This window comes from Nonomuraea sp. NPDC005650 (assembly GCF_040605375.1).
Classification (GTDB): domain Bacteria; phylum Actinomycetota; class Actinomycetes; order Streptosporangiales; family Streptosporangiaceae; genus Nonomuraea.
The window spans coordinates 47,783-68,229 of record NZ_JBEXCR010000012.1; the positions used below are offsets into that span (position 1 = coordinate 47,783).

The 20,447-nt window shown below is 73.3% G+C and carries 14 protein-coding genes; 8 read left to right on the forward strand and 6 right to left on the reverse strand.

Annotated features, from left to right (window positions below; genetic code table 11):
• The first annotated feature begins 5 nt into the window (after positions 1 to 5).
• Positions 6 to 2,819, forward strand: coding sequence for an FAD-binding and (Fe-S)-binding domain-containing protein (locus ABZS69_RS21620; protein WP_355375069.1), 2,814 nt, complete (start codon positions 6 to 8; stop codon positions 2,817 to 2,819).
• On the opposite strand, the gene ABZS69_RS21625 is transcribed toward ABZS69_RS21620, so the two are convergent.
• From ABZS69_RS21625 to ABZS69_RS21640, 4 genes are all read right to left on the reverse strand, one after another.
• Positions 2,809 to 5,379 (reverse strand): M14 family zinc carboxypeptidase, encoded by a 2,571-nt coding sequence (locus ABZS69_RS21625; RefSeq protein ID WP_355375072.1) that lies wholly within the window; start codon positions 5,377 to 5,379, stop codon positions 2,809 to 2,811. The two genes, ABZS69_RS21620 and ABZS69_RS21625, sit on opposite strands and share 11 nt — an antisense overlap.
• Before the next feature lie 23 nt (positions 5,380 to 5,402).
• Complete coding sequence (locus ABZS69_RS21630) at positions 5,403 to 7,433, reverse strand: M14 family zinc carboxypeptidase (RefSeq protein WP_355375075.1); 2,031 nt, start codon at positions 7,431 to 7,433, stop codon at positions 5,403 to 5,405.
• Positions 7,434 to 7,531: 98 nt separating this feature from the next.
• On the reverse strand, positions 7,532 to 8,332 hold the full coding sequence (locus ABZS69_RS21635; RefSeq protein WP_355375078.1) for an IclR family transcriptional regulator C-terminal domain-containing protein: 801 nt from the start codon (positions 8,330 to 8,332) through the stop codon (positions 7,532 to 7,534).
• Positions 8,333 to 8,404: 72 nt separating this feature from the next.
• Positions 8,405 to 9,847, reverse strand: coding sequence for an amidohydrolase family protein (locus ABZS69_RS21640; protein WP_355375081.1), 1,443 nt, complete (start codon positions 9,845 to 9,847; stop codon positions 8,405 to 8,407).
• Between the two features lie 160 nt (positions 9,848 to 10,007).
• On the opposite strand from ABZS69_RS21640, the gene ABZS69_RS21645 reads away from it, so the two are divergent.
• The 5 genes from ABZS69_RS21645 to ABZS69_RS21665 are packed head-to-tail and all read left to right on the forward strand — an operon-like array spanning position 10,008 to position 14,325.
• A complete protein-coding gene (locus ABZS69_RS21645; protein ID WP_355375084.1) occupies positions 10,008 to 11,204 on the forward strand; it encodes a CoA transferase in 1,197 nt (398 codons plus the stop codon).
• On the forward strand, positions 11,201 to 12,079 hold the full coding sequence (locus ABZS69_RS21650) for a citryl-CoA lyase (protein WP_355375087.1): 879 nt from the start codon (positions 11,201 to 11,203) through the stop codon (positions 12,077 to 12,079). Before ABZS69_RS21645 ends, ABZS69_RS21650 begins: the two co-directional genes overlap by 4 nt.
• A complete protein-coding gene (locus tag ABZS69_RS21655; RefSeq protein ID WP_355375089.1) occupies positions 12,072 to 12,935 on the forward strand; it encodes an extradiol ring-cleavage dioxygenase in 864 nt (287 codons plus the stop codon). Before ABZS69_RS21650 ends, ABZS69_RS21655 begins: the two co-directional genes overlap by 8 nt.
• The gene (locus tag ABZS69_RS21660; protein WP_355375091.1) at positions 12,932 to 13,291 is read left to right on the forward strand and encodes a hypothetical protein; all 360 of its coding nucleotides are present in this window, start codon (positions 12,932 to 12,934) and stop codon (positions 13,289 to 13,291) included. The genes ABZS69_RS21655 and ABZS69_RS21660 overlap by 4 nt, the downstream gene beginning before the upstream one ends.
• Positions 13,291 to 14,325, forward strand: a complete 1,035-nt coding sequence (locus ABZS69_RS21665; protein WP_355375095.1) for a zinc-binding dehydrogenase — start codon at positions 13,291 to 13,293, stop codon at positions 14,323 to 14,325. Before ABZS69_RS21660 ends, ABZS69_RS21665 begins: the two co-directional genes overlap by 1 nt.
• Before the next feature lie 176 nt (positions 14,326 to 14,501).
• On the opposite strand, the gene ABZS69_RS21670 is transcribed toward ABZS69_RS21665, so the two are convergent.
• On the reverse strand, positions 14,502 to 15,959 hold the full coding sequence (locus ABZS69_RS21670) for an FGGY family carbohydrate kinase (RefSeq protein ID WP_355375098.1): 1,458 nt from the start codon (positions 15,957 to 15,959) through the stop codon (positions 14,502 to 14,504).
• A 219-nt stretch (positions 15,960 to 16,178) separates the two neighbouring features.
• Here ABZS69_RS21670 and ABZS69_RS21675 point away from each other — a divergent pair, with 219 nt between their 5' ends.
• Positions 16,179 to 17,957 carry a serine/threonine-protein kinase gene (locus ABZS69_RS21675; protein ID WP_355375101.1) on the forward strand — a complete coding sequence of 593 codons (1,779 nt, stop codon included), beginning with the start codon at positions 16,179 to 16,181 and terminating at the stop codon, positions 17,955 to 17,957.
• Between the two features lie 53 nt (positions 17,958 to 18,010).
• The gene (locus ABZS69_RS21680) at positions 18,011 to 19,537 is read left to right on the forward strand and encodes a serine/threonine-protein kinase (protein ID WP_355375104.1); all 1,527 of its coding nucleotides are present in this window, start codon (positions 18,011 to 18,013) and stop codon (positions 19,535 to 19,537) included.
• A gap of 4 nt (positions 19,538 to 19,541) precedes the next feature.
• On the opposite strand, the gene ABZS69_RS21685 is transcribed toward ABZS69_RS21680, so the two are convergent.
• Positions 19,542 to 20,138: a hypothetical protein gene (locus ABZS69_RS21685; RefSeq protein WP_355375107.1), complete on the reverse strand. Its 597-nt coding sequence runs from the start codon at positions 20,136 to 20,138 to the stop codon at positions 19,542 to 19,544.
• Positions 20,139 to 20,447 lie beyond the last annotated feature (309 nt).

Genomic DNA, 20,447 nt, shown 5'->3' on the forward strand with positions numbered 1-20,447 from the left:
TCGACATGAGCGTCACCCATTCCGAGAAGCCGCGGCGGCTGGCCGCACCGGACCCCGCCGTCCTGGCGGCGGTGGAGGCCGCCGTGCCCGGGATCACCCGTACGCGGGCCACCGACCGGCTCGGCATGGCCCACGACGCCTCCCACTACCTGCTCACCCCGCAGGCGGTGCTGGTGCCGGAGAGCGCCGAGCAGGTGGCGGCGCTCATGCGGACCGGGCTGCCGCTGACGTTCCGCTCGGGCGGCACCAGCCTGAGCGGGCAGGGCGTGAGCGAGCACCTGCTGGTCGACACCCGGCGGCACTTCCGCGGCATCGAGGTGCTCGACGGCGGCGCCCGGGTCCGCGTGCAGCCGGGCGCCGTGCTGCGCCAGGTCAACGCCCGGCTGGCGGCCTACGGCCGCAAGCTGGGCCCCGACCCGGCCAGCGAGTCGGCGTGCACGATCGGCGGGGTCGTCGCCAACAACTCCAGCGGCATGACCTGCGGCACCCACGCCAACACGTACCAGACCCTGGACTCGCTGGTCCTGGTGCTGCCCAGCGGCACCGTCGTCGACACCGCCGCCCCCGACGCCGACGCGCGGCTGCGCGCCCTGGAGCCCGAGCTGGCGCGGGGCCTGGAGCGGCTGCGCGACCGGGTACGCGGCAACCCCGAGTGGGTGCGCCGCGTCACGGCCCAGTTCTCCCTGAAGAACACCATGGGGTACGGGCTCAACAGCTTCCTCGACCACGACACGCCCGCGCAGATCCTCGCCCACCTCGCGGTCGGCAGCGAGGGGACCCTGGGCTTCGTCGCGCAGGCGGTCCTGCGCACGGTCCCGGCGCACCGCCTGGCCGCGACCGGGCTGCTCGTCTTCCCCACGCTGCGCCGGGCGATGGCGGCGATGCCGCAGCTCGTCGCCGCCGGCCCCGCCGCCGTCGAGCTGCTGGACGCCGAGTCCCTGCGGGTGGCCCAGCAGGACCCGCGGGCCGACGACGTCCTGCGCACGCTGACCGTGCGCGACCACGCCGCGCTCCTGGTGGAGTGGCAGGAGCCGGACCCCGAACAGCTCGCCGGGCACGAGCGCGCCGCCGAGCACCTGTTCGCCACGCTCGACCTGGCCGCCCCGGCGCGGCTGAGCAGGGACGCGGGCGGCCGGGCCGCGCTCTGGCACATCCGCAAGGGCCTGTACGCCACCGTCGCCGGCGCCCGCCCCAGCGGCACCACCGCGCTGCTGGAGGACGTCGCCGTCCCGGTGCCCGTCCTGGCCGACCTCTGCGACGACCTGGCGGCCCTGTTCGCCAAGCACCGCTACGAGCGCAGCGTCATCTTCGGCCACGCCAAGGACGGCAACCTGCACTTCATGCTCAACGAGCGCTTCGACACCGGCCTGGAGCGCTACGCCGACTTCACCGAGGACATGGTCGCCGCCGTCCTCGACCGGGGCGGCACGCTCAAGGCAGAGCACGGCACCGGCCGCGTCATGGCCCCCTTCGTCCGCCGCCAGTACGGCGACGAGCTGTTCGAGGTGATGCGCGAGGTCAAGCGGCTGTGCGACCCCGGCGACACGCTCAACCCCGGCGTCGTCCTCACCGACGACCCGCACGCCCACCTGCGCGACCTCAAGTCCGTCGTCACCGTCGAGCCCGAGGTCGACCGGTGCGTGGAGTGCGGCTACTGCGAGCCCGTCTGCCCCAGCCGCGACCTCACCACCACGCCGCGCCAGCGCATCGTGCTGCGCCGCGAGCTGGCCGCCGCCCATGCGGCCGGCGACCACGAGCTCGCGAGACGGCTGGAGGAGGAGTACGGCTACGACGCCGTGGACACCTGCGCCGTGGACGGCATGTGCGCCACCGCCTGCCCCGTGCTGATCAACACGGGTGACCTGACGAAACGCCTGCGCGAGGAGCGCCACGGACGACTGGCCCGCGCGGGCTGGAAGTCCGCCGCCAAGCACTGGAACGGCGTGACCCGCGCCCTGGACCTGGCCCTCGACGCCGCCGCCGCGGCGCCGGCCCCGCTCGCGGAGGGCGCCGCCAAGGCCGCCCGCGCCGTGGCGGGCCAGGACGCCGTCCCGCAATGGAGCCGCGACCTGCCCGGCGGCGGGACGCCCCGCCGCCCGGCCCCGGCAGAGGACGCCGACGCCGTCTTCGTCCCGTCCTGCCTGAACACCCTGTTCGCCCCGGCCGAGGGCGGCCCCGGCGCGATGGCGGCGCTCCTGAGCCTGGCCGAGCGGGCGGGCGTGCGGTTGCGCGTGCCCGACGGGATCGGCAGCCTGTGCTGCGGCACGCCCTGGTCGTCGAAGGGCCTCACCGACGGCTACGAGGTGATGCGCCGCCGGGTGGGCGACGCGCTGGCGGCGGCCACGGACGGCGGGCGGATCCCGGTCGTCAGCGACGCCGCCTCCTGCACCGAGGGCTTCGAACGCCTCACCGCCGCGGCCTCACCCGCCGTCCGGGTGCTCGACGCGGTCGCCTTCACCGCCGAGCACCTCCTGCCGCGCCTGCCCGCGGCCCGCCGCCTGCCCTCGCTGGCCCTGCACCCGACCTGCTCCTCGACCCGGCTCGGCCTCGACGCCGCCATCACCCGCGTCGCCGAGACGGTCGCCGAACGCGTCGTCGTGCCGGACGGCTGGCAGTGCTGCGCCTTCGCCGGCGACCGCGGCCTGCTCCACCCCGAGCTGACTGCCTCCGCCACCCGCGCGGAGGCCGCCGCCGTCGCCGAGGAGGACTTCGCCGCCCACGCCTCGGTCAACCGAACCTGCGAGCTCGGCCTGACCCGAGCCACCGGCAAGCCGTACCACCACCTTCTGGAGCTCCTGGACCGGGTCACTACCGCCTGACGGCCGCGCCCGTGACCGAGGAGGCCCAGTACAGGGCCCGCGCCACCTGCGGGAACAGCCCCTTGGGGTGGTTGCGGAACATCGGCTCCGTGCCGAACAGCACCACGGCCGCGCCCCGCTCGTCCCGGCCGCTGACCACGGCCGCCTGACCCCTGGCGGCGTCCTGGCCGCCGGTGCCGTCGGCGTTGGGCCGCCAGTGGCCGGAGACCAGCGGGCCCTCGGCCGCGTACGACTGCTCGACCGTGACCTCCGGCCCGAGGCCGGTGAACCAGCGCGGCGAGTACACGAACGAGTGGTCCGGCGATCCGGCGCCCACCTGACCGCCCGTGGAGAGCACACGCACGACGCCGTTGGCGTCGCCCCGGCCCGCGACGGCGGTCGCGGTGAGCAGCCCGGCGGCGGCGTTGAAGGCCGCGCCGGTGCCGCCGCGCGTGATCACGCCGCCGGTGGCCAGGAACGCGTCGAGCGCCGCCCTGGCCGCCGGGTTGAGCGCGGTGTAGCTCAGCCCGCTGGAGACGAACAGCACGTCGGTCCCGCTCCAGTCGTAGCCCGCGTTGAGGACCGCCGTGGAGACGGGGGTGACGGCGAAGCCCAGCTCCCGCAGCGTGAACAGCTCGTCCGCCGAGACCGCGGCGGCGATCCTGACCGGCGCGAGCGGCACGCCCGCCGTTGTGCTCGCCGCTGTGCCCGTCGTGCTCGCCGTCGTGAAGGCGACACCGTAGCGGTCGGCGACCGCGCGGGCGGCCGGCCGGGCCGAGGCGGGCACGATGGCCGCGCCGTCCGCCCAGGTCACCGCCGTGCCCTGGGCCAGCAGGTCGTTCAGGGCGAGGACGTCCTTGGCATCGGCCACCTTGAGCGCGAGCGCCCCGGGCGTACGCGGCACGGACCCGGTCGGCGCGGCGGCCTTGACCGGGTCGGCCTGCACGCGCAGGGACGAGACGCCGTCCACGCCGGCGCCCCAGAGCAGGCCGTGGCTCCAGCCGGAGATGTCGTACATGGCGTCCACCCTGGGCGAGATGTCCGCGCCCGCCTCCAGCATGACGTTGGCCAGCCCGCGCTTCGGCTGGCGCATGTCCACCACGTACGAACCGGCCGGATACGTCCTGCCGTCCGCCCGGAACGCGTGCCTGGCCCGCTCGACCCGCACGTCGTTCGCGATCAGGTGGTCCACCAGGCGTGCGGCCGCCGCCTCCGAGCGCCGGCCGGTGATGACGTACGCCCGGGGGAAGGTGGTGTCGTAGACGTCCTCCGGCCCGAACCCGGGCACGATGCCGAGCGGCACGGCCCTGGACGGCTCCCCGGCCGAGCCCCGCCGGAACACCTCGATCTGGTCGGTGATCAGCCGGTCGTGCCGGTCCCGCACGAAGGCGTACGTGGCCCGGATGGCGGCGGCGGCCACGTCGGTGTTGATCGCGGAGCGGCGGCGCAGCTCCTCGACCGGCAGCTGCGTGTAGTCGGAGCCGTTGACCCGCAGCGGGATCTCGACGGTGTGCGCGGCCACCGCCCCGTGGAAGGGCGCGTACTGCGGGGTGAAGATCGGCGGCCAGTCGTCCCAGCCCTCGGCGGAGTCGCGGAACGGGATCTGCGCCGGGTACACCCCGTCCTTCTCGGGGGTGTACCCCAGCCCGTTCACGGCGCTCTCCATGCCGAGCCCGTTGGCGTAGGTGTTCTGGATGAACAGGTCGTACTCGTAGTTGGCGCCGTGCGGCGGCGTGGTCGGCTCGATCAGCGTGCCGTTGACGTAGCCGTGCAGGTCGATCATGGCGACCGGCTGGGCGTCGATCATGATCTGGCGCATCGCCCGCCCCTCGGGCTGGGAGGCGGTGACGAAGTCGCGGTTCAGGTCGAAGCCCGCGCCGTTCTGGCGCACGCCGTTGACGCGTCCGTCGGGGTTGGCGGTGATGTTGAAGTACAGGCGGGTACGCGCCAGCAGGTCGGCGATCCCGGGATCCTTGCTGGTGGCCAGCTCCTCGATGACGCGCAGGGCGGCGTCGGTGCCCTCCCACTCGTTGCCGTGGATGTTGGCGTTGACGAAGAGGGGCGCCTTGTACTTCTTGACCAGCTTCCGGTCGCGGGCGGCGGCGGCCGGGTCGTTCTCGATGCGCTCGCGGATGCGCTCCTGCTCGCGGACCTCTGCGGCGCTCTCCGGCGTGGTGACGGTCACGAGGTAGAGGTCGCGGCCTCCGTACGAGCGGCCGATCACCTGCGCGCTGACCCGGTCGCCGAGCTGCTGGAGGTCGTTGAGCCGGGGCGCGATGTCGTGGTGGGGCACCAGGCCGAGCTTGATCGAGGCGTCGGCCGGGTTCGCGGGCGGCACCGGCAGGCGGGTCCGGCGCGGGTAGCCCCGGTCGTGCGACAGGGTGCCGGGCTGCTCGGTCTGGGCGGCCTTCAGCGCCTCGGCCCGTTCGGGCGCGTCGGCCGCGACCTCGTTGCGCTCCGGGCCGTTGCCGAAGTCACGTACGGCCGGGGCCGGCGGCGCGACCGGGTCGGCCGACACCGCATGCGGGACGAGCACCGGGATCGCGAGGAGCGCGGCGAGCAGGGCGGGGGGCAGGCGCAAGGGAGTCCTCCAGAGGCTGCGGATCAGGGTTCCCGGAAGTCGGCGGCGATCCCCACCAGCGAGATCAGCCCGGACGCGAACTCCAGCGCCTCCGCGTGCCCCTCCGCGAACGGCGGCTGGAAGCCCACGGCCTGCCACCTCCGCGTCCCGGGGTCCCACAGGTCGGCGCCCACCTCGAAGTCCCACCCGTAGACGCCGTGGTCGTACCAGAGCTCGTCGGCGGAGTTGCCGGCCGCGGAGTAGAGCACGTCCGTCACGGGCCCGGTCTGCTGGGGCCAGATCACGGTGCCGCGCTCGGCGGCGATGGCCTGCTCGATCGTGCGGGCCGAACGCATGAAGTACGCCTCCTGCTGGGCCGTGGGCCTGGGCAGGGTGACGCGGCCGTCGAGCTTGTACGCGCCGGGCGGCCACATGAAGTAGCCGCCGTAGCTGTGCACGTTCATGGCGAACCTGATGTTGCCGTACTTCTCGGCCAGCCACATGACGTTGCGGCTCTCGGGCTCGGAGTGCTCGGAGGGGCCCGCGTACGTGCCGCTCTGGCAACTGGCCGACGCGCCGAAGTACCCGTCGGACAGCGACCCGACGGCGTAGTTGCGGTTGACGTCCACGCCCCAGGTGTTGCGCTGCGCCGGGTCGGACTGCTGCGGCGGGCAGTGGTTGGTCATGTTCTTCCGCTGGCCGTTGAAGTCGTAGAAGCTGTAGTTGGCGCCGTCCGGGTTGACGGTCGGCACGATGAAGACGTCGGTGCGCTCCAGCAGCCTGCGGGTGGCCTTGTCACTGGCGTGGTTGCGCAGCAGCCGCTCGGCCGCCTCGACCACGACGAGGGGCGCCACCCACTCGCGGGCGTGCTCCTGGGCGTAGGCCAGCACGCCGGTGCGGCTGCCGTCGCGGTGCGCGCCGATGCGCAGGGCCAGCACCTGCGCGGGCGCGCGGGACACGCTCGCGGGCGCGTTGAGGAAGTCGCTGAGCTGGGTGAGCGGCGCGGGCGCCATGACGCCGTCGCCCGCGTTGGTGCGGTACGTCGTGGCCTTGACGCCGGTGCCCGCCGTGGCGCCGATCGCGGCGGCGACCTGGGCGGCGGTGCTCGCCGGGGCGCCGGAGCCGTCGGTGGCCAGGCTGACCGTGATGAGCTTGCCGTTCACGCTGACCTGCAGCGGCCGGCCGGGCGCGCCGGGGTTCACCACCTCGACGGCCAGGTCGTTGCCGCCCTCGGAGCCGTACGCGTCGGAGGTGATCACGACGGCCGCGGCGGGCGGCGTGCCGATCAGGGCCTGGGCGTGCCGCCGGTAACCGTTGGTGGGGTAGGGCAGCGTGATCAGCTCGGTGAGCTTGGGGTAGCGCTGGTGCAGCGCCTTGATGCGCTCGTTGAGCTGCGCGGGCGGCATGTACTGGGTGACGAAGTCCTTCTGGTAGCCGGGACCGGCGCGGTCCGGCCGCTCGCCGTCGGGCCACTCCCTGACCTTGGCCTCGGCCGTGCCGCCGCCGGCGGAGGTCACGGTGACCCACTGCGGGCGGCTCTCGGCGGGCACCGGGGTGCTGAACTGGTGGCCCAGGTACGCGCCCGCGTCCACGTACGCGACCATCGGCGCCTGCCCGGTCGCGCCGCCCTTGCCCTTCCACGTCACGGTGAGCGTGGCCGCCTCGCCGGCGCCGCTGGAGGCCTCCACCGACAGGAAGTACCCGTCGCGGGACTTCATCCAGACGGCCCGCTCGATGACGATCTGGTCCTGGGCGGGGGTGGCCCTGGTCTTCGCCTGGGGCGGCGTGCCCGGCGCCAGGGTCGCGCCGAGCGCGGCGTAGGCGGCCAGCTGGCTGGGCGTGGCCACCGCGTCCACCTGGACGCTGCCGTCCGCCTGCGGGCGCACCCGCTCGGTGAGGTCGGCGCCCGAGGCCACCAGCCGCTCCATCGCGGCGCGGTCGGGCACGGAGAGCGTGACCAGCGAGGCCGGCTCCGGGTCGGCCGGCCCGGCGACCGCCGGGACGGACGGCTCGACCGAGACGAACGTCGTGAGCACGATCAGCAGAACGACTGCGGACGCCCGTAATCCACGCATCGGCCCCTCCTGGATCTTCCGTATGGGGCACATTCAAGGCGGTGTTGCCCCAACCGGCAAGACCCCGCAGCCTCTTGGGCCGTTTCTTGGGCCGCCCCTCAGGACGCCGTGACGTGTGGGACCGCCTGGTAGAGGGCCCAGTCGGCGCTGATCGCGCCGGCCGTCGTCAGCAGCAGCGGCAGATATTCCTCGGTCAGCTTCTCCATGGACGTCTCGGCGGCGTGGGCGTTGACGTTCACGGCCGCGATGACGTTGCCGAGCCCGTCCCTGAGGGGCGCCGCCACCGACCGGATCCCCAGCGCGAGCTGCTCGTCCGTGGCCGCCCACCCCTTGGCGCGGACCGCGCGCAGCGCCGCCTCGCGCTCCTTGGCGTCGGGACGCCAGCGCGGCTCGATGCCCGAGCGGCCCGGCTCGGCCAGCACCCGCTCCACCTCGGCCGGCGGCAGCGCGGCCAGCAGCACCTTGCCCAGGGACGTCTGGAGCGCGGGGAAGCGGGTGCCGATCTGCACCTGGAGCGCCACGATCTTGGGCACCGCGACCCGGGCGACGTAGACGATGTCGGAGCCGTCGAGCTGGGCGATCGAGGACGACTCGTTCGTCTGGGTGACCAGCCGCTCCAGGTGCGGCCTGGCCACCTCCCACAACCCCATCGAGCGGACGTACGTGACGCCCAGCTCCAGCACGCGCGGCGTGAGCGCGAACCCGCCCCCCTCGGCTCTGGCGTAGCCCAGCTCCTGGAGGGTGAGCAGGATGCGGCGGGCCGTCGGCCGGGCCAGCCCGGCGGCCGTCGCCACCTCCGTCAGGGACATGACCGGGCGCCCCGGCTGGAATGCCCTGATGACATCGAGGCCGCGGGCCAGCGCCTCGATGAAGTCAGGTCCGGTGTCACCACGTGCCATGTACGCCCTCGCCTCGCTCGGAATCCGTCCGATCCGACTTTAGACGGTCGCCCGTCCGCACAGCGGCCGATCTCAGAGGCGGTGCGTGGCATCGCTCCGGTAGTCGGTGTACGTGTACGGGTTGTCGAGGACCTTCGCCGAGGGGATGTCCGGGTTCATGCCCTTCTCCCAGGCCTCGTCTCCCATCGTCGAACGCAGGTGCTCGACCGTGCGCTCGACCTGCGCGCGGGCGGCGGCGAGGTCGACGCCGAGCAGGCGGTGCTCGTGCTTGACCACGCGGCCGTCGACGATCACGGTGTGCACGTCGCCGCGCTGGGCCTGGAACGCGACGTGGCCGAACGGGTTGAGGATCGGGAACGACACCGGCGAGTGCTCGTTCTTGATGAGCACGAGGTCGGCCTTCCTGCCGGGCTCGATGACGCCCAGGTCGTCGCGGCCCAGCGCCTGGGCGCCGCCGCGGGTCGCCCACTCCACGACCTGGTCGGCGCGCAGGCCGCAGTGCGTGACCGTGTCGCCCTTGGCGTGCGCCTCCAGGTGCTCGCGCGAGCGGTCGGCGCCGAGCGTGGTCCGCATGGCGGAGAACAGGTCGCCGCTCCACCACACGCTGGTGTCCATGGACAGCGACACCGGGATGCCGTGGGCGCGGACGGCCCAGGTGGGCGGATAGCCCTGGCCGGCGCTCTGCTCGCTCTCCGTGGAGACCGAGATCGAGCCGCCGGTGGCCGCGATGCGGTGGTAGGAGTCGGCCGACAGCGACGCGGCGTGCACGTAGATCGTCTCCGGCGTCATGAAGCCGTGCTCGTACATCAGGCGGATGCCGTCGTCGCTGGTGGCGCCCCACACGCCGGCGTGCGTGGTGACGGCGGCGCCGAGCTCGCGGGCGACCTCGAACGCGGACTTCTCCGGGAAGGAGGGGTCGCCGAGCACGTCGAAGGCGATCTGGAAGCCGAGCAGGCCGCCGCCGGTGACGCGCCTGCGCACGAAGTCCCTGAACTCGGGCGCGGCCGTCCACTCGGCGGGCGGCTGCTGGATGTTGCCGTAGGCGAGCACGTACCGTCCGGGCACGGACTCCAGCGCGTCGGCGGCGGCGTCGGCGTGGTCGGGGGTCTGCAGGCCGTGCGACCAGTCCACGACGGTGGTGACGCCGGCGTCCAGCGCCTCGATCGCGGCCAGGGTGTTGCCCGCGTTGATGTCCTCGGGCCTGAACAGCTTGCCGTGCTCCAGGTAGAACCAGACGAAGTACTGGGTGAGGGTCCAGTCGGCGCCGTATCCACGCAGCGCGGTCTGCCACATGTGCCGGTGGGTGTCGATCATGCCGGGCATGACGAGGCCGCCGGAGGCGTCGATCTCGGCCGCGTCCTCGGGCGCCTCCAGGCCGGGGCCGACGGCGGCGATCGTGTCCCCGACGACGAGGACGTCTGTGCGGGGCAGCGCCCGCCTGCTCCCTCCGGGCGACATGGGCAGCACGGTGCCGCCGCGCAGCACCACGGGCCGTCCGGCCTCGAACTCGTTCATGGCACGCTCCTTGCGAACGATTGTCCGCTATACGGTCACAGTCACTGTGAAGAGCGTGTGGACGCATGTCAAGACGGTTGACGCGGGCTCGCGTCGGTGGTGGGATCTGGTCCAACGGACATATGTCCGTTGGGCGGACATGGAAAGGGGGAGGTCCATCGTGCCTGAGGGGCCGCTGTCCGGCCTGCTGGTGGCCGACTTCTCCAGGGTCCTGGCGGGGCCGTACGCCACGATGCTCCTGGCCGACCTGGGGGCCGACGTCGTCAAGGTCGAGTCGCCCGGCGGGGACGACACCCGGTCGTGGACGCCGCCCGCGCGGGGCGAGGCGTCCACGTACTACCTCGGGGTCAACCGGGGGAAGCGGTCGATCGCCCTCGACCTGCGCGACCCGGCCGACGCGGAGGCGGCCAGGGAGCTGGCCCGGCGCGCGGACGTGCTGGTGGAGAACTTCCGGCCCGGCGGGCTCACCAAGTACGGGCTGGACTTCCCGGCCGTGCGGGCCCTGAACCCCGGCGTCGTGTACGCCTCCATCAGCGGGTTCGGGGCCGGGGCGGGCGCGCGGGTGCCGGGGTATGACCTGATGGTGCAGGCGATGTCGGGGCTGATGAGCCTGACCGGCGATCCCGGCGGGCCGCCGTACCGGGCCGGGATCTCGGTGTTCGACGTGATGGCGGGCAACCACGCCGTCATCGGCATCCTCGCCGCGCTGCGGCACCGGGAGGCCACCGGGCAGGGGCAGCACGTCGAGGTCAACCTGCTGTCGTCGGCGCTGACGGGGCTGGTCAACCAGAGCTCGGCGTACGTGGCCGGGGGCGTGGTGCCGTTCCGGATGGGGAACGCGCATCCGAGCGTGTTCCCGTACGAGCCGCTGCCGACGGCCGACCACGAGCTGATCGTCGCCGCCGCCAACGACGGGCAGTTCCGCAAGCTGTGCGAGGTGCTGGGCATCCCCGAGGTGGCCGACGACCCGCGCTTCGCCCGCAACGCCGACCGGACCGCGCGGCGGGAGGAGCTGAAGCCGATCCTCGTGGAGCGGCTCGTGACCCGGCGGGCGGAGGAGTGGTTCGACCTGCTGGTGGAGGCGGGGGTGCCGAGCGGGCCGATCAACACGATCGACGGCGGGTTCGCGGTGGCGGAGCGGTTCGGGCTGGAGCCGGTGGTCGTGGTGGGGGAGGGGGAGCGGGCGGTGCCGACGACGCGGCATCCGATCCGGTTCTCGGAGACGCCCGCCGGGTACCGGCTGCCGCCGCCGGAGCTCGACGAACACGGCACGGAACTCCGCAAATGGCTCACCGACTCTGCTGGTTCCGCTCCTGCGGACGCCCCCGCCGACCCTTCCGGGGAGGCGCGGTCGTGAGCGGCGGGGACGCGGTCGGCACGGGTGGGGACGCGGTCGGCGCAGGCGGTGGTCGTGCCGGGGAGCCGAAGGAGTATCCGACCGCGCTGGGCGCGTCCTCGCTGAAGACGATCACCCTCCTCGGGCATGACCTCGCCGCCGACGTCATGGGCGAGGTGGGCTTCGGGGAGCTGGCGTTCTGGCTGGCCACGCAGCGGCGGCCGGCGCGCGGCGAGGTGCGGGTGTTCGAGGCCGTGCTGGCCGCGCTGGCCGACCACGGGTTCACGCCCACCGCGATCGTGACGCGGCTGACGTACCTGTCGGCTCCCGACTCCGTACAGGGGGCGCTGGCCGCCGGGCTGCTCGGCGGCGGTTCCCGCTTCCTGGGCGTCACCGAGGACTGCGGCCGGTTCCTCGCCGACGTGCTGCGGACGCGGGACCCCCTCCCGGCCGACGACGCCGGCTGGGACGCGCTGGCGCTGGAGACCGTACGGGCTCGGCGCGAGACGGGCGGGCGCATCCCCGGCCTCGGCCACCACGTGCACAAGGACGGCGACCCGCGTACGGCGCGGCTGTTCGAGATCGCGGCCGAAGAGGGCCTGTTCGGGCCGCACCTGTCGCTCTTCGCCGCCGTCGGCCGCGTACACCCCCAGGTCCTGGGCCGGACGTTGCCGCTCAACGGGGCGGGCGCGTGCGGCGCGGCGCTGGCCGACCTGGGGCTGCCGCTGGAACTGCTGCGCGGCTTCGCGCTGCTGGCCAGGACGGCCGGGCTGATCGGGCAGCTCGCCGAGGAGCTGCGCCGTCCCGTGGCCAACGACATCTTCCTCTCGGTGGACCTCAACAACCGTTCCATTCCGCCCGAGCCGTATGCCGCCAACGGAGGTACGCATGGCTGAACTCGTCGCGGTCATCGCATCCACCCACCACCCCTTCTACTACCGCGCCAGCACCTCGACCGGCGAGGACCGCCCGCCGTTCGCCGACGAGTGGGTGCGCAAGGTGGAGGCGTTCAGGGAGACCCTCACGAGGGCGCGGCCCGACGTGCTGGTGATGGTCGGCTCCGACCACTTCCACCAGCTGTGGCTGGACAACATGCCGCAGTTCCTGGTCGGCAAGGCGCCCTTCTACGACGCGAACTTCTACAACGAGGAACGCGAGTTCGGGCTGCCGCGCATGCTGCTGAAGGGGCAGGAGGACCTGTCGGCGTACATCCTGCGGGAGGGCCTGGACGCCGGCTTCGACCTCGCCTTCAGCAACGAGCTGCGCATCGACCACTCGATCACCTGCCCGATCATCACCCTCCGCCCCGAGGCCGACCTGCCGATCGTGCCCATCTACACCAACATCTTCGCCCCGCCGCTGCCGCGCCCCCAGCGGTTCGTGCAGCTCGGGCGGACGATCAGGCAGCTCGTGGAGTCCTGGCCGGCGGACCTGCGGGTGGCGGTCATCGGCACCGGACACCTGTCGCTGGAGCTCGGGGGGCCGCGCCAGTTCGGGCCGCACGGGCCCGACCCGGAGTTCGACCGCAAGGCCGTCGGGTGGATCTCCGCCGGGGACATCGAGGGCTGCCTGTCGGAGGTCACCCTGGACAGCCTCCACCTGCCGGGGAACGCCACTCACGGGTTCATGGACTTCATGCTGATGATGGGGGTGGCGGGGGAGGGCCGCAAAGCCGACTACGTGGACACGTACGACCTGTTCCACACCATGGAGGCGTACTTCACCTGGTATCCGAGCGGGGGTTCTTCGTGAGCAAGTACCTGCTGAACAAGTTCCTCTTCACCGTCGACCGCGACCCCGAGCTGGTCGAACGCTACCGCGAGGAGCCGCGCGCCACCGTCGAATGGTGGGAGTCCGAGTACGCCAACCGCATCCTCGGCTGCCACACCGGCGAGTCGTCCACCTGGCTGCGCCTCGACGACGACGAACGCGAGGCGCTGGCCGCGCACGACTACCCGAAGCTGTTCGAGCTGGGGGCGCACCCGTTCCTCACGCTGACCCTGTTCATCGCGATGTTCGAACGCGATCACCCGCCGCTGGGCTTCCAGACGGAGTACGCGCGGCGACTGGCGCACTTCCGGCTCCCGTACCCGGACATCGCGACCTGATGACCACCACGGACCCGAGCGACCACGACCGTACGCGTGCTACGGAGACCGGCGACGACCTGAGCGACCGTGGCCTCATGCGTGCGGCCCGGATCGAGACGTGCGGCCGGCCGCCGGTGGTGGGTGACATCCCCGTGCCGTTGGCCGGGCCGGGGGAGAGCCTGGTGCGCGTACGCGCCGCCCCGGTCACGCCGCTGGACCTGCTGTGCGCGGGCGGTGCCTCCTACTTCGGCACACCCGTCGTCCCCTACGTGCCCGGGGTCCAGGGCGTCGGGACCGTCGGCCAGACGGCCGTGTGGTTCCCGACCTCGGCCGGAATGGCGGCGGGCGACGGGAGCATGGCCGGGCTGGCCGTGGCGAGATCCGAGGACCTGGTGGAGCTGCCCGCCGGCGCCGACCCGTACGCCGTCGCCGCGCTCGGCCTGTCGGCCGTGGCCGCCCACATGGCGCTGACCTGGCGCGGCGAGCTCGTGGCAGGGGAGCAGGTGGTGGTGCTGGGCGGCGGGGGCGTGGTGGGCCAGGCGGCCGTCCAGCTCGCCCGCCTCGCCGGCGCTCGCCGGGTCGTCGCGGGCGCCCGCTCGCCCGAGGGCCGGGAACGGGCGACGCGGGCGGGCGCGGACGCGGTGGTGGCGCTCGACACGCAGGACGTGGCAGACCTCGCCGCCCGCCTCTCGGCCGCCTGCGACGGGCCGGTGGACCTGGTGCTCGACCCGCTCTTCGGCGCCCCCGCCGCCGCGGCGGCCCGCACCCTCCGGCCGGGCGGCAGGCTCGTCAACCTCGGCAGCTCGGCCGCCGAGACGTGCCCCCTCGACTCGTCCACGTTGCGCAGCCGGTCGCTGCGGGTGCTCGGCTACACCAACAACGAGCTGACCCGGGAGCAACGCGCCCAGGCCATGACGCTGATCGCGCAACACGCGGCGCTGGGACGACTCTCGGTGGCCCACGAGGTGGTGCCACTGGAGGAAGCGGGACCGGCCTGGCAGCGCCAGGCGACAGGCACGGCCGGCGGCCGCATCGTCCTCCGCATCCCCTGAGACCCGGCCCTTCGGCCATCGATGTTCCCCGTCTCCGTGCCGGCTGAGACATCATGCCGCCGCTACGCACTTGTCGGCTTCGACGATGGAGCCGAAGGGATCGGGCCTCACCGGATTCGCGCTGAAGGCGGCCCGGCCCGTCACCGAGGTACGCGGGTCGAGCGCAGGCCGGCTCGTCACTGGGGCCTGCGGGCTGAGGCCAGGAATCGCTCGTAGATGGGGACGTAGGCGGCGGCGAGGTCGGGTTCGGGCGGCTGGCGTTCGCGGGGGAGCACGGGTACGTCGTCCAGCGACCCGCCCGCCTGCCCGGCGATGAGCGCCGCACCCGCGCACACCGCGTCGTCGGAACGCACCACCTCGACCGGGACGGGAGAGAGCGCGGCCTTGACCCGCATCCACAGCGGGATCCTGATCTGCCCGCCCAGGACCACGAGGCGCTCGGGAGCGGTGCCGGTCACGGTGGTGAGCCCGTCGAGCATCCAGCGGGCGTGCAGGCAGGTGCCCTCGATGGCCGCCGCCAGCAGGTCGCCCGGTGTGTGCTCGGGCCCGAGCCCCGACACCGTCACACGCCGGGCGGGGTCGGGCGCGGGGGCGACCCGGCCCCGCAGGTACGGCTCCACCACGATCCCGGTCGGCAACCGCACCCCACCCAGCAGCCGGGGCAGCACCGCGTACCCACCCCCACCCGCACCCCCGCCCGTGACTCCGCTCTTGCTCGTGCTCCCGCCCTGGCCCGTGGGGGAAAGTAGGCCGAGTAGCCAGTCGAGCATGGCGCCGCTGGTGGGGAGGCCGCCGACCACCACCTTGCGGCTTCCGTCCAGCGAGGGATCGGTGGTGATGCCGAGTGCCAGCCCCGTACGCGGATCCGGGTGGGAGTCCGACAGCACCATCACCGCCTCGGCCGTGCCGAGGGAGTCGGCTACGTCGCCGGGCCGCCGTACCCCCGCCGCCCACGACCCCACCGCGTGGTCGTGGCCCGCGAGCACCACGGGGACACCCGGTGTCACCCCGCTCACCTGCGCCGTCAGCGGCCCTACCGGCTCGACGGCCCCGGCCGGAGCGGGCAGTTGCCCGGTACGGAGCCCGGCCCGCGCGAGCAGCTCCGGGTCGTAGTCCCCGGCCCCCAGGTCGTAGGCCAGGGTGCGGGCGGCCAGTGTCTCGTGCGTTCGCAGCCGCCCCGTGAGCGCGTACGCCACGGCGTCCGGAACGTGCGCCCACCACCGCATCGACTCCAGCACCCCAGGCGAGTGGGCGCGCAGCCAGAGCCACTTGGCCAGCGGCGCCTTGGGGTCGGCGCGGCGGCCGGTCAGCGCGTAGAGCGCCTCGGCGTCCCGGCTCAGTTCGGCGGCCTCCTGCGCGGCCCTGGGGTCGTTCCACCACAGCAGCGGGGTGAGCGGCCGTCCCGCGCGGTCGAGGGGTACGCCGGTCTCGGCCATGCCCGCGATCCCGATCGCGTCCGGCCCCCGCCCGGCCCGCGCGGCGCACTCACCGAGCGCCGCCGTCACCGCGCCGACGAGGGCGGGCAGCTCGCGCGGCGTCGGCTGCCGCACGGCCGCGACGCAGCCGCCCCGCTCGTCGAAGAAGCCCACCTTGACATGCGTGGTCCCCACGTCGACCCCGGCCAGCAACCTCATGCTGCCACTATGGCGGACCTGATCACCCAGCCCGGCCACCACGCTCGCGATCGCCGCCGCCGTCGTCCGCCACCCCGGCCGCACCCCGTAAGGACCGGGGCGAAGGCCGCGGCCGTGGTGAGGCGAGGCTCGCGGCACGTGGTGCCGGCCGCGGCAGGTCGACCGGAATCATGCCGCCACTCTGGCCGGTAAGTTGAACGACCACTACCCTGTGCGGTGATGAGTGTTGAAGGGCTGCTTCCCGGCGACCCGAAGCACGTCGGGCGTTATACGTTGACGGGACGGCTGGGAGCCGGCGGCCAAGGCATCGTCTATCTGGCCGGCGCGCCAGACGGCGCCCAGGTGGCGTTGAAGGTCATCAACGCCGAGGTCGGCTCTGACGCGCGCCGCATGTTCGAGCGCGAGTTCGCCGTCCTGCGGCGCGTCTCCAGCTTCTGCACCGCGCAGGTCCTCGACGCCGATGTGACGGCCGACCCGCCCTACATCGTCAGCGAGTACGTAGCCGGCCAATCCCTCCACGCCTTCGTCGCCGAACACGGGCCCCTCGCGGGAGGCGAGCTCGACCGGCTCGCGGTGGCGACGGCCACGGCTCTCATCGCGATCCACCGGGCGGGCATCGTCCATCGCGACTTCAAACCGCAGAACGTCCTGCTGGGACGCGACGGGCCGCGCGTCATCGACTTCGGCATCGCCCGCGTTCTCCAGGACGGCGCCGCCCTCGCCAGCGCCCACGTGGGCACCCCCCGGTACATGGCTCCCGAGCAGATCAGGGGCGAGGAGTTCGGCCCCGCCGCCGACGTCTTCGCCTGGGGCGCCACCATCGTCTACGCCGCCACCGGCCGTTCCCCGTTCGAGGCGGACACGCTTCCGGCGGTCCTGTACCGCGTGCTCCACGAGCCGCCCGACCTCGGCTTCCTCCCAGGTCATCTCCGCTCCCTGGTAGGGCGCTGCCTCTCCAAGGACCCCGCCGACCGTCCCACGGCTTCCGAGCTCCCGCTGTCCATCATGGATCTCGACGCCCAAGCCGAACCACGTCCTGCCGGACGATTACCGACGCGAACGAAGCCACGGGTGTGGCGCCGGGCGATGCTGGCGTCGGGCGCGATCGTCACGGCGATCGCGCTGACGGTGGGCGCGGTCTGGCTGGCGGGAGGAAAGGAGCCGACGACGGTCACGCAGACCGTCACGTCCGACGAGCCTCCCGGATATGCCCAAGCGGCGGCGGGGGCGGCACGGACGGCATTCGAGGCGTGGTACAGCCTCGACTACACGGACTACGACGGCGGAGCGCGCCGTACGCTGGCCCTGCTCTCCGGGGTGGCGGCGCAGGACTACCAGCACCTGGCCGGCAATTCCAAGAACGCGGTGGTGGCCGCGAAGGCGAAGCAGACGGCACGGGCGACCGCCGCGGGCATCGTATGGGCGTCGCCGCGGCGGGTGTCGGTCATCGTCACCGGGCTCAGCGCCATCACCCGGAACGGAACTCCCGCGCAGTCGGAGGACCCCCTGCTGTTCGCCGAGATGGTGCCCTCGGGCGCCGGCTGGAAGATGGACTACGCGCGGACCACGCCGTCCGGCTCCGCGGCCCCCGCCGACGCCGCCTGGCCCTCCGCGGACGTCCGCCGGATGGTCGCCGACGCGGCCCGCTGCCAGACCGAGGCCTTCATCAACGGACCCCGCCTGGAAGAGCGCCCGGACTTCTTCGACCGCTGCACCACGGGACGGGCCGAGCAGTGGTGGCGAGAGCTGGCCGCGGTCCCCGACGCTCAGGTTCCCGACTGGTGGACCTGGCAGTACCGGGAGATCGGCACGGCCTTCGAACGGTTCGACGGGCCCGACGTCGCGACCTTGATCCACCTCGGAGACTCGGCCAAGGCGCCCGACCACAAGGTCGTGAGCTACCGCCTGCACCTGCGCCGGGTCGACGGTCGATGGAAGCTGGAGGACATCACGTCGCCGAAGGACAACCGGTCCATGTTCGAGCGGCGTACGAAATGAGCCCTTTAGCCAAGCTTCGTGAAGGTGATCCGGAGAGGATCGGACGATACCGGGTGCTCGGCCGGCTCGGCGCGGGCGGCCAGGGCGTCGTCTTTCTCGCGATGGGGGACGACGGACGGCGGGTCGCCGTGAAAACGCTGCCCCGGATCTCCGACGCGGCGGCGCGGCACCGCATGGCCGCCGAGCTCGACCTGCTTCGCCGGGTCTCCGGGTTCTGTACGGCCCAGGTGCTCGACGCCGATCTGACCGCCGGCCTGCCGCACATCGTCACCGAATACGTCCCCGGCCCGTCGCTGGCCGAGCTCGTCGGGCACGAGGGCCCATGTCGGGGGGAGGACCTGGAGCGGCTGGCCGTCGCCACCGCCACCGCGTTGACCGCGATCCACGGCGCGGGCGTCGCCCACCTCGACCTGACCCCCCGCAATGTGATCATCGGCCCGGACGGGCCCCGCGTCGTCGACTTCGGCCTCGCTCGCGCCGTCCGCGGCCCCACCGCGGACGCCCTCGTCGCCGGCACTCCCGCGTTCATCGCGCCCGAGCAACTGGCCGGACGTCCGCCGACCACCGCCGCCGACGTCTTCTCCTGGGCCGCGACCCTCGCCTACGCCGCGACAGGCCGCCCCCCTTTCGGCGACGACGCGGTGCCGACCGTCGTCTACCGCGTTCTCCATCAGGAACCCGACCTGGGCCCGCCCACCGAGCTGGGCGGCTTCCTGCGTACGATCCTCCAGACCTGCCTGGCCAAAGACCCGGCCCTCCGCCCGTCCGCCCAGGACCTGCTCTATCACCTCGTCGACCGCGCGCCGATGAAGCCCGCCGGGGTGCCGGCGCGGGCCCGTGGCCGGCGGCGGGGGGTGATCGCCGCGGTGGTGGCGGCCGTCGTCCTCGCGGGTGGGGGCGGCGCGGCGATATGGAAAGGGCAGGCCGGCGGCGCGGGCGGGCAGGCGAGCGCGGAGGCGGGGGGTGTGGTCCCGCCGCCGCTGTACGCCCAGGAGGCCGAAGACGCGGCACGCGGCGCCTTCGGCATCATCAACAGCTTCGGGTACAAGACCCTTGACCAGGATCTTCGGGCCGTGGACGACGCGACCACAGGACGCGCGGGCGTGGAGTACACCGGCCGGCTCCAGGACGAGGCGCGGCGGATCCGCGACGAGAAGATCGTGCAGAAGGCGGTGGCGTCCGAGAGCGGGATCGTCGCCGCGCGCAGTGATCGGGTCGTCGTGCTGGTCTGGGGCCAGACGGTCACGACCAGGGACGACACCAGCGGCTACCGTCGCGGCGGCGTGGTCATGGAGATGCGCGGCGTCGGGACCGTGTGGAAGCTGGACCACGTCTGGCCGGCGAGCCCGCGGCCGGACTCGGCCGAGATGACCACAGGGGAGTGGCCGTCCGGCCGGGCGACGGCGCTGCTGTCGGCCGCATCGGGCGACGGCGCGCGCGCCGTCGCCCTGGAAGCGGTCACCTCCGCGGGCGCGCAGGTGTTCCGCCTCGGCACGGACGGGACCGTGAGCAGGCTCAACCTGGTCCCCGACGGCGGCTCCTTCCGGGTCGAGAGCAGCCGGGAGCTCGGGACGTCCTGAGCCGCTACGACGTCAACCAGGTGGTGAACGCGACGGCGGCCTCGCGCAGATCGTCGTCGCGGCGCTCCTCGCTCAACTGGTCGACGGTGAGCCGGAACTGCGGGGCGACGACCACGAACGCCTGGTTGTAAAGGGATCGGGCGCCGAGGGAGATCTCGGTGCCGCCGGACTGCGCCTTCACGCCGAGCGCGGTCAGCTCGGGGATCTCGACCTCGGGGAAGTCCTTGTACTTGGGCGGCGCCGACGGAAGGGCGATCGTCACCGCGGCGGTGGGCACCTTCTTCCCCCACGAGCAGGTCAGCTTGCCGTCGGCGTCGAACCGCTTGTCGAACTTCTTGCCCTTGATCAACGCCCCCATGGCCGCGACCAGCCGGGGATCGTCGCAGTCCTTCGGCAGGGCGAAGGCCCGTGCCGGTGTGGCCGGCGCGGTCGTGGCGACCGGCGCGGTCGGCGCGGGAGTGGTGGCGGACTCCGCGGATGAGCCGGGAGTCGTGGCGGACGCCGCAGGTGAGCTGGTCACGGCAGGACTGCCGGAACCGCACCCCGTGAGCAGGCCGCCGAGGAGTGCCATCCCTAACGAGACCCTGACAATCATGGACATGGCCCAAGTATCCAAGAACGCCAGGCGCCCCGCCAGAACGTCGATCCTCTCTTCCTCGACGCCGAACGGGTCGAGTACCGTTCCTCGACACTGAGCAGGAGTGGGTCCTGCACAGCGGCACGCCCCGAACGGTCTTGAGCGCACTGGTCCCCCACGTACAACCCCGGGCGGTGACGCACGTCCCGCGTGCGGTCCGTCCCACGGCGGTAGGTTCCCTGGCGACCTGGTCACCTCGGCGCGGCCTAAGGCGACCGGGGAGGCCCCGGCCCATCACTCCGGTGAACTGGGGGCCCCGAACGCCGACACCGC

Bases quoted from the DNA above. Each gene is read 5' to 3' on its own strand.
- ABZS69_RS21620 (WP_355375069.1), top strand. From the start codon at position 6: ATGAGCGTCACCCATTCCGAGAAGCCGCGGCGGCTGGCCGCACCGGAC.
- ABZS69_RS21630 (WP_355375075.1), bottom strand. From the start codon at position 7,433: ATGCGTGGATTACGGGCGTCCGCAGTCGTTCTGCTGATCGTGCTCACG.
- ABZS69_RS21635 (WP_355375078.1), bottom strand. From the start codon at position 8,332: ATGGCACGTGGTGACACCGGACCTGACTTCATCGAGGCGCTGGCCCGC.
- ABZS69_RS21640 (WP_355375081.1), bottom strand. From the start codon at position 9,847: ATGAACGAGTTCGAGGCCGGACGGCCCGTGGTGCTGCGCGGCGGCACC.
- ABZS69_RS21655 (WP_355375089.1), top strand. From the start codon at position 12,072: ATGGCTGAACTCGTCGCGGTCATCGCATCCACCCACCACCCCTTCTAC.
- ABZS69_RS21665 (WP_355375095.1), top strand. From the start codon at position 13,291: ATGACCACCACGGACCCGAGCGACCACGACCGTACGCGTGCTACGGAG.
- ABZS69_RS21670 (WP_355375098.1), bottom strand. From the start codon at position 15,959: ATGAGGTTGCTGGCCGGGGTCGACGTGGGGACCACGCATGTCAAGGTG.
- ABZS69_RS21675 (WP_355375101.1), top strand. From the start codon at position 16,179: ATGAGTGTTGAAGGGCTGCTTCCCGGCGACCCGAAGCACGTCGGGCGT.
- ABZS69_RS21685 (WP_355375107.1), bottom strand. From the start codon at position 20,138: ATGTCCATGATTGTCAGGGTCTCGTTAGGGATGGCACTCCTCGGCGGC.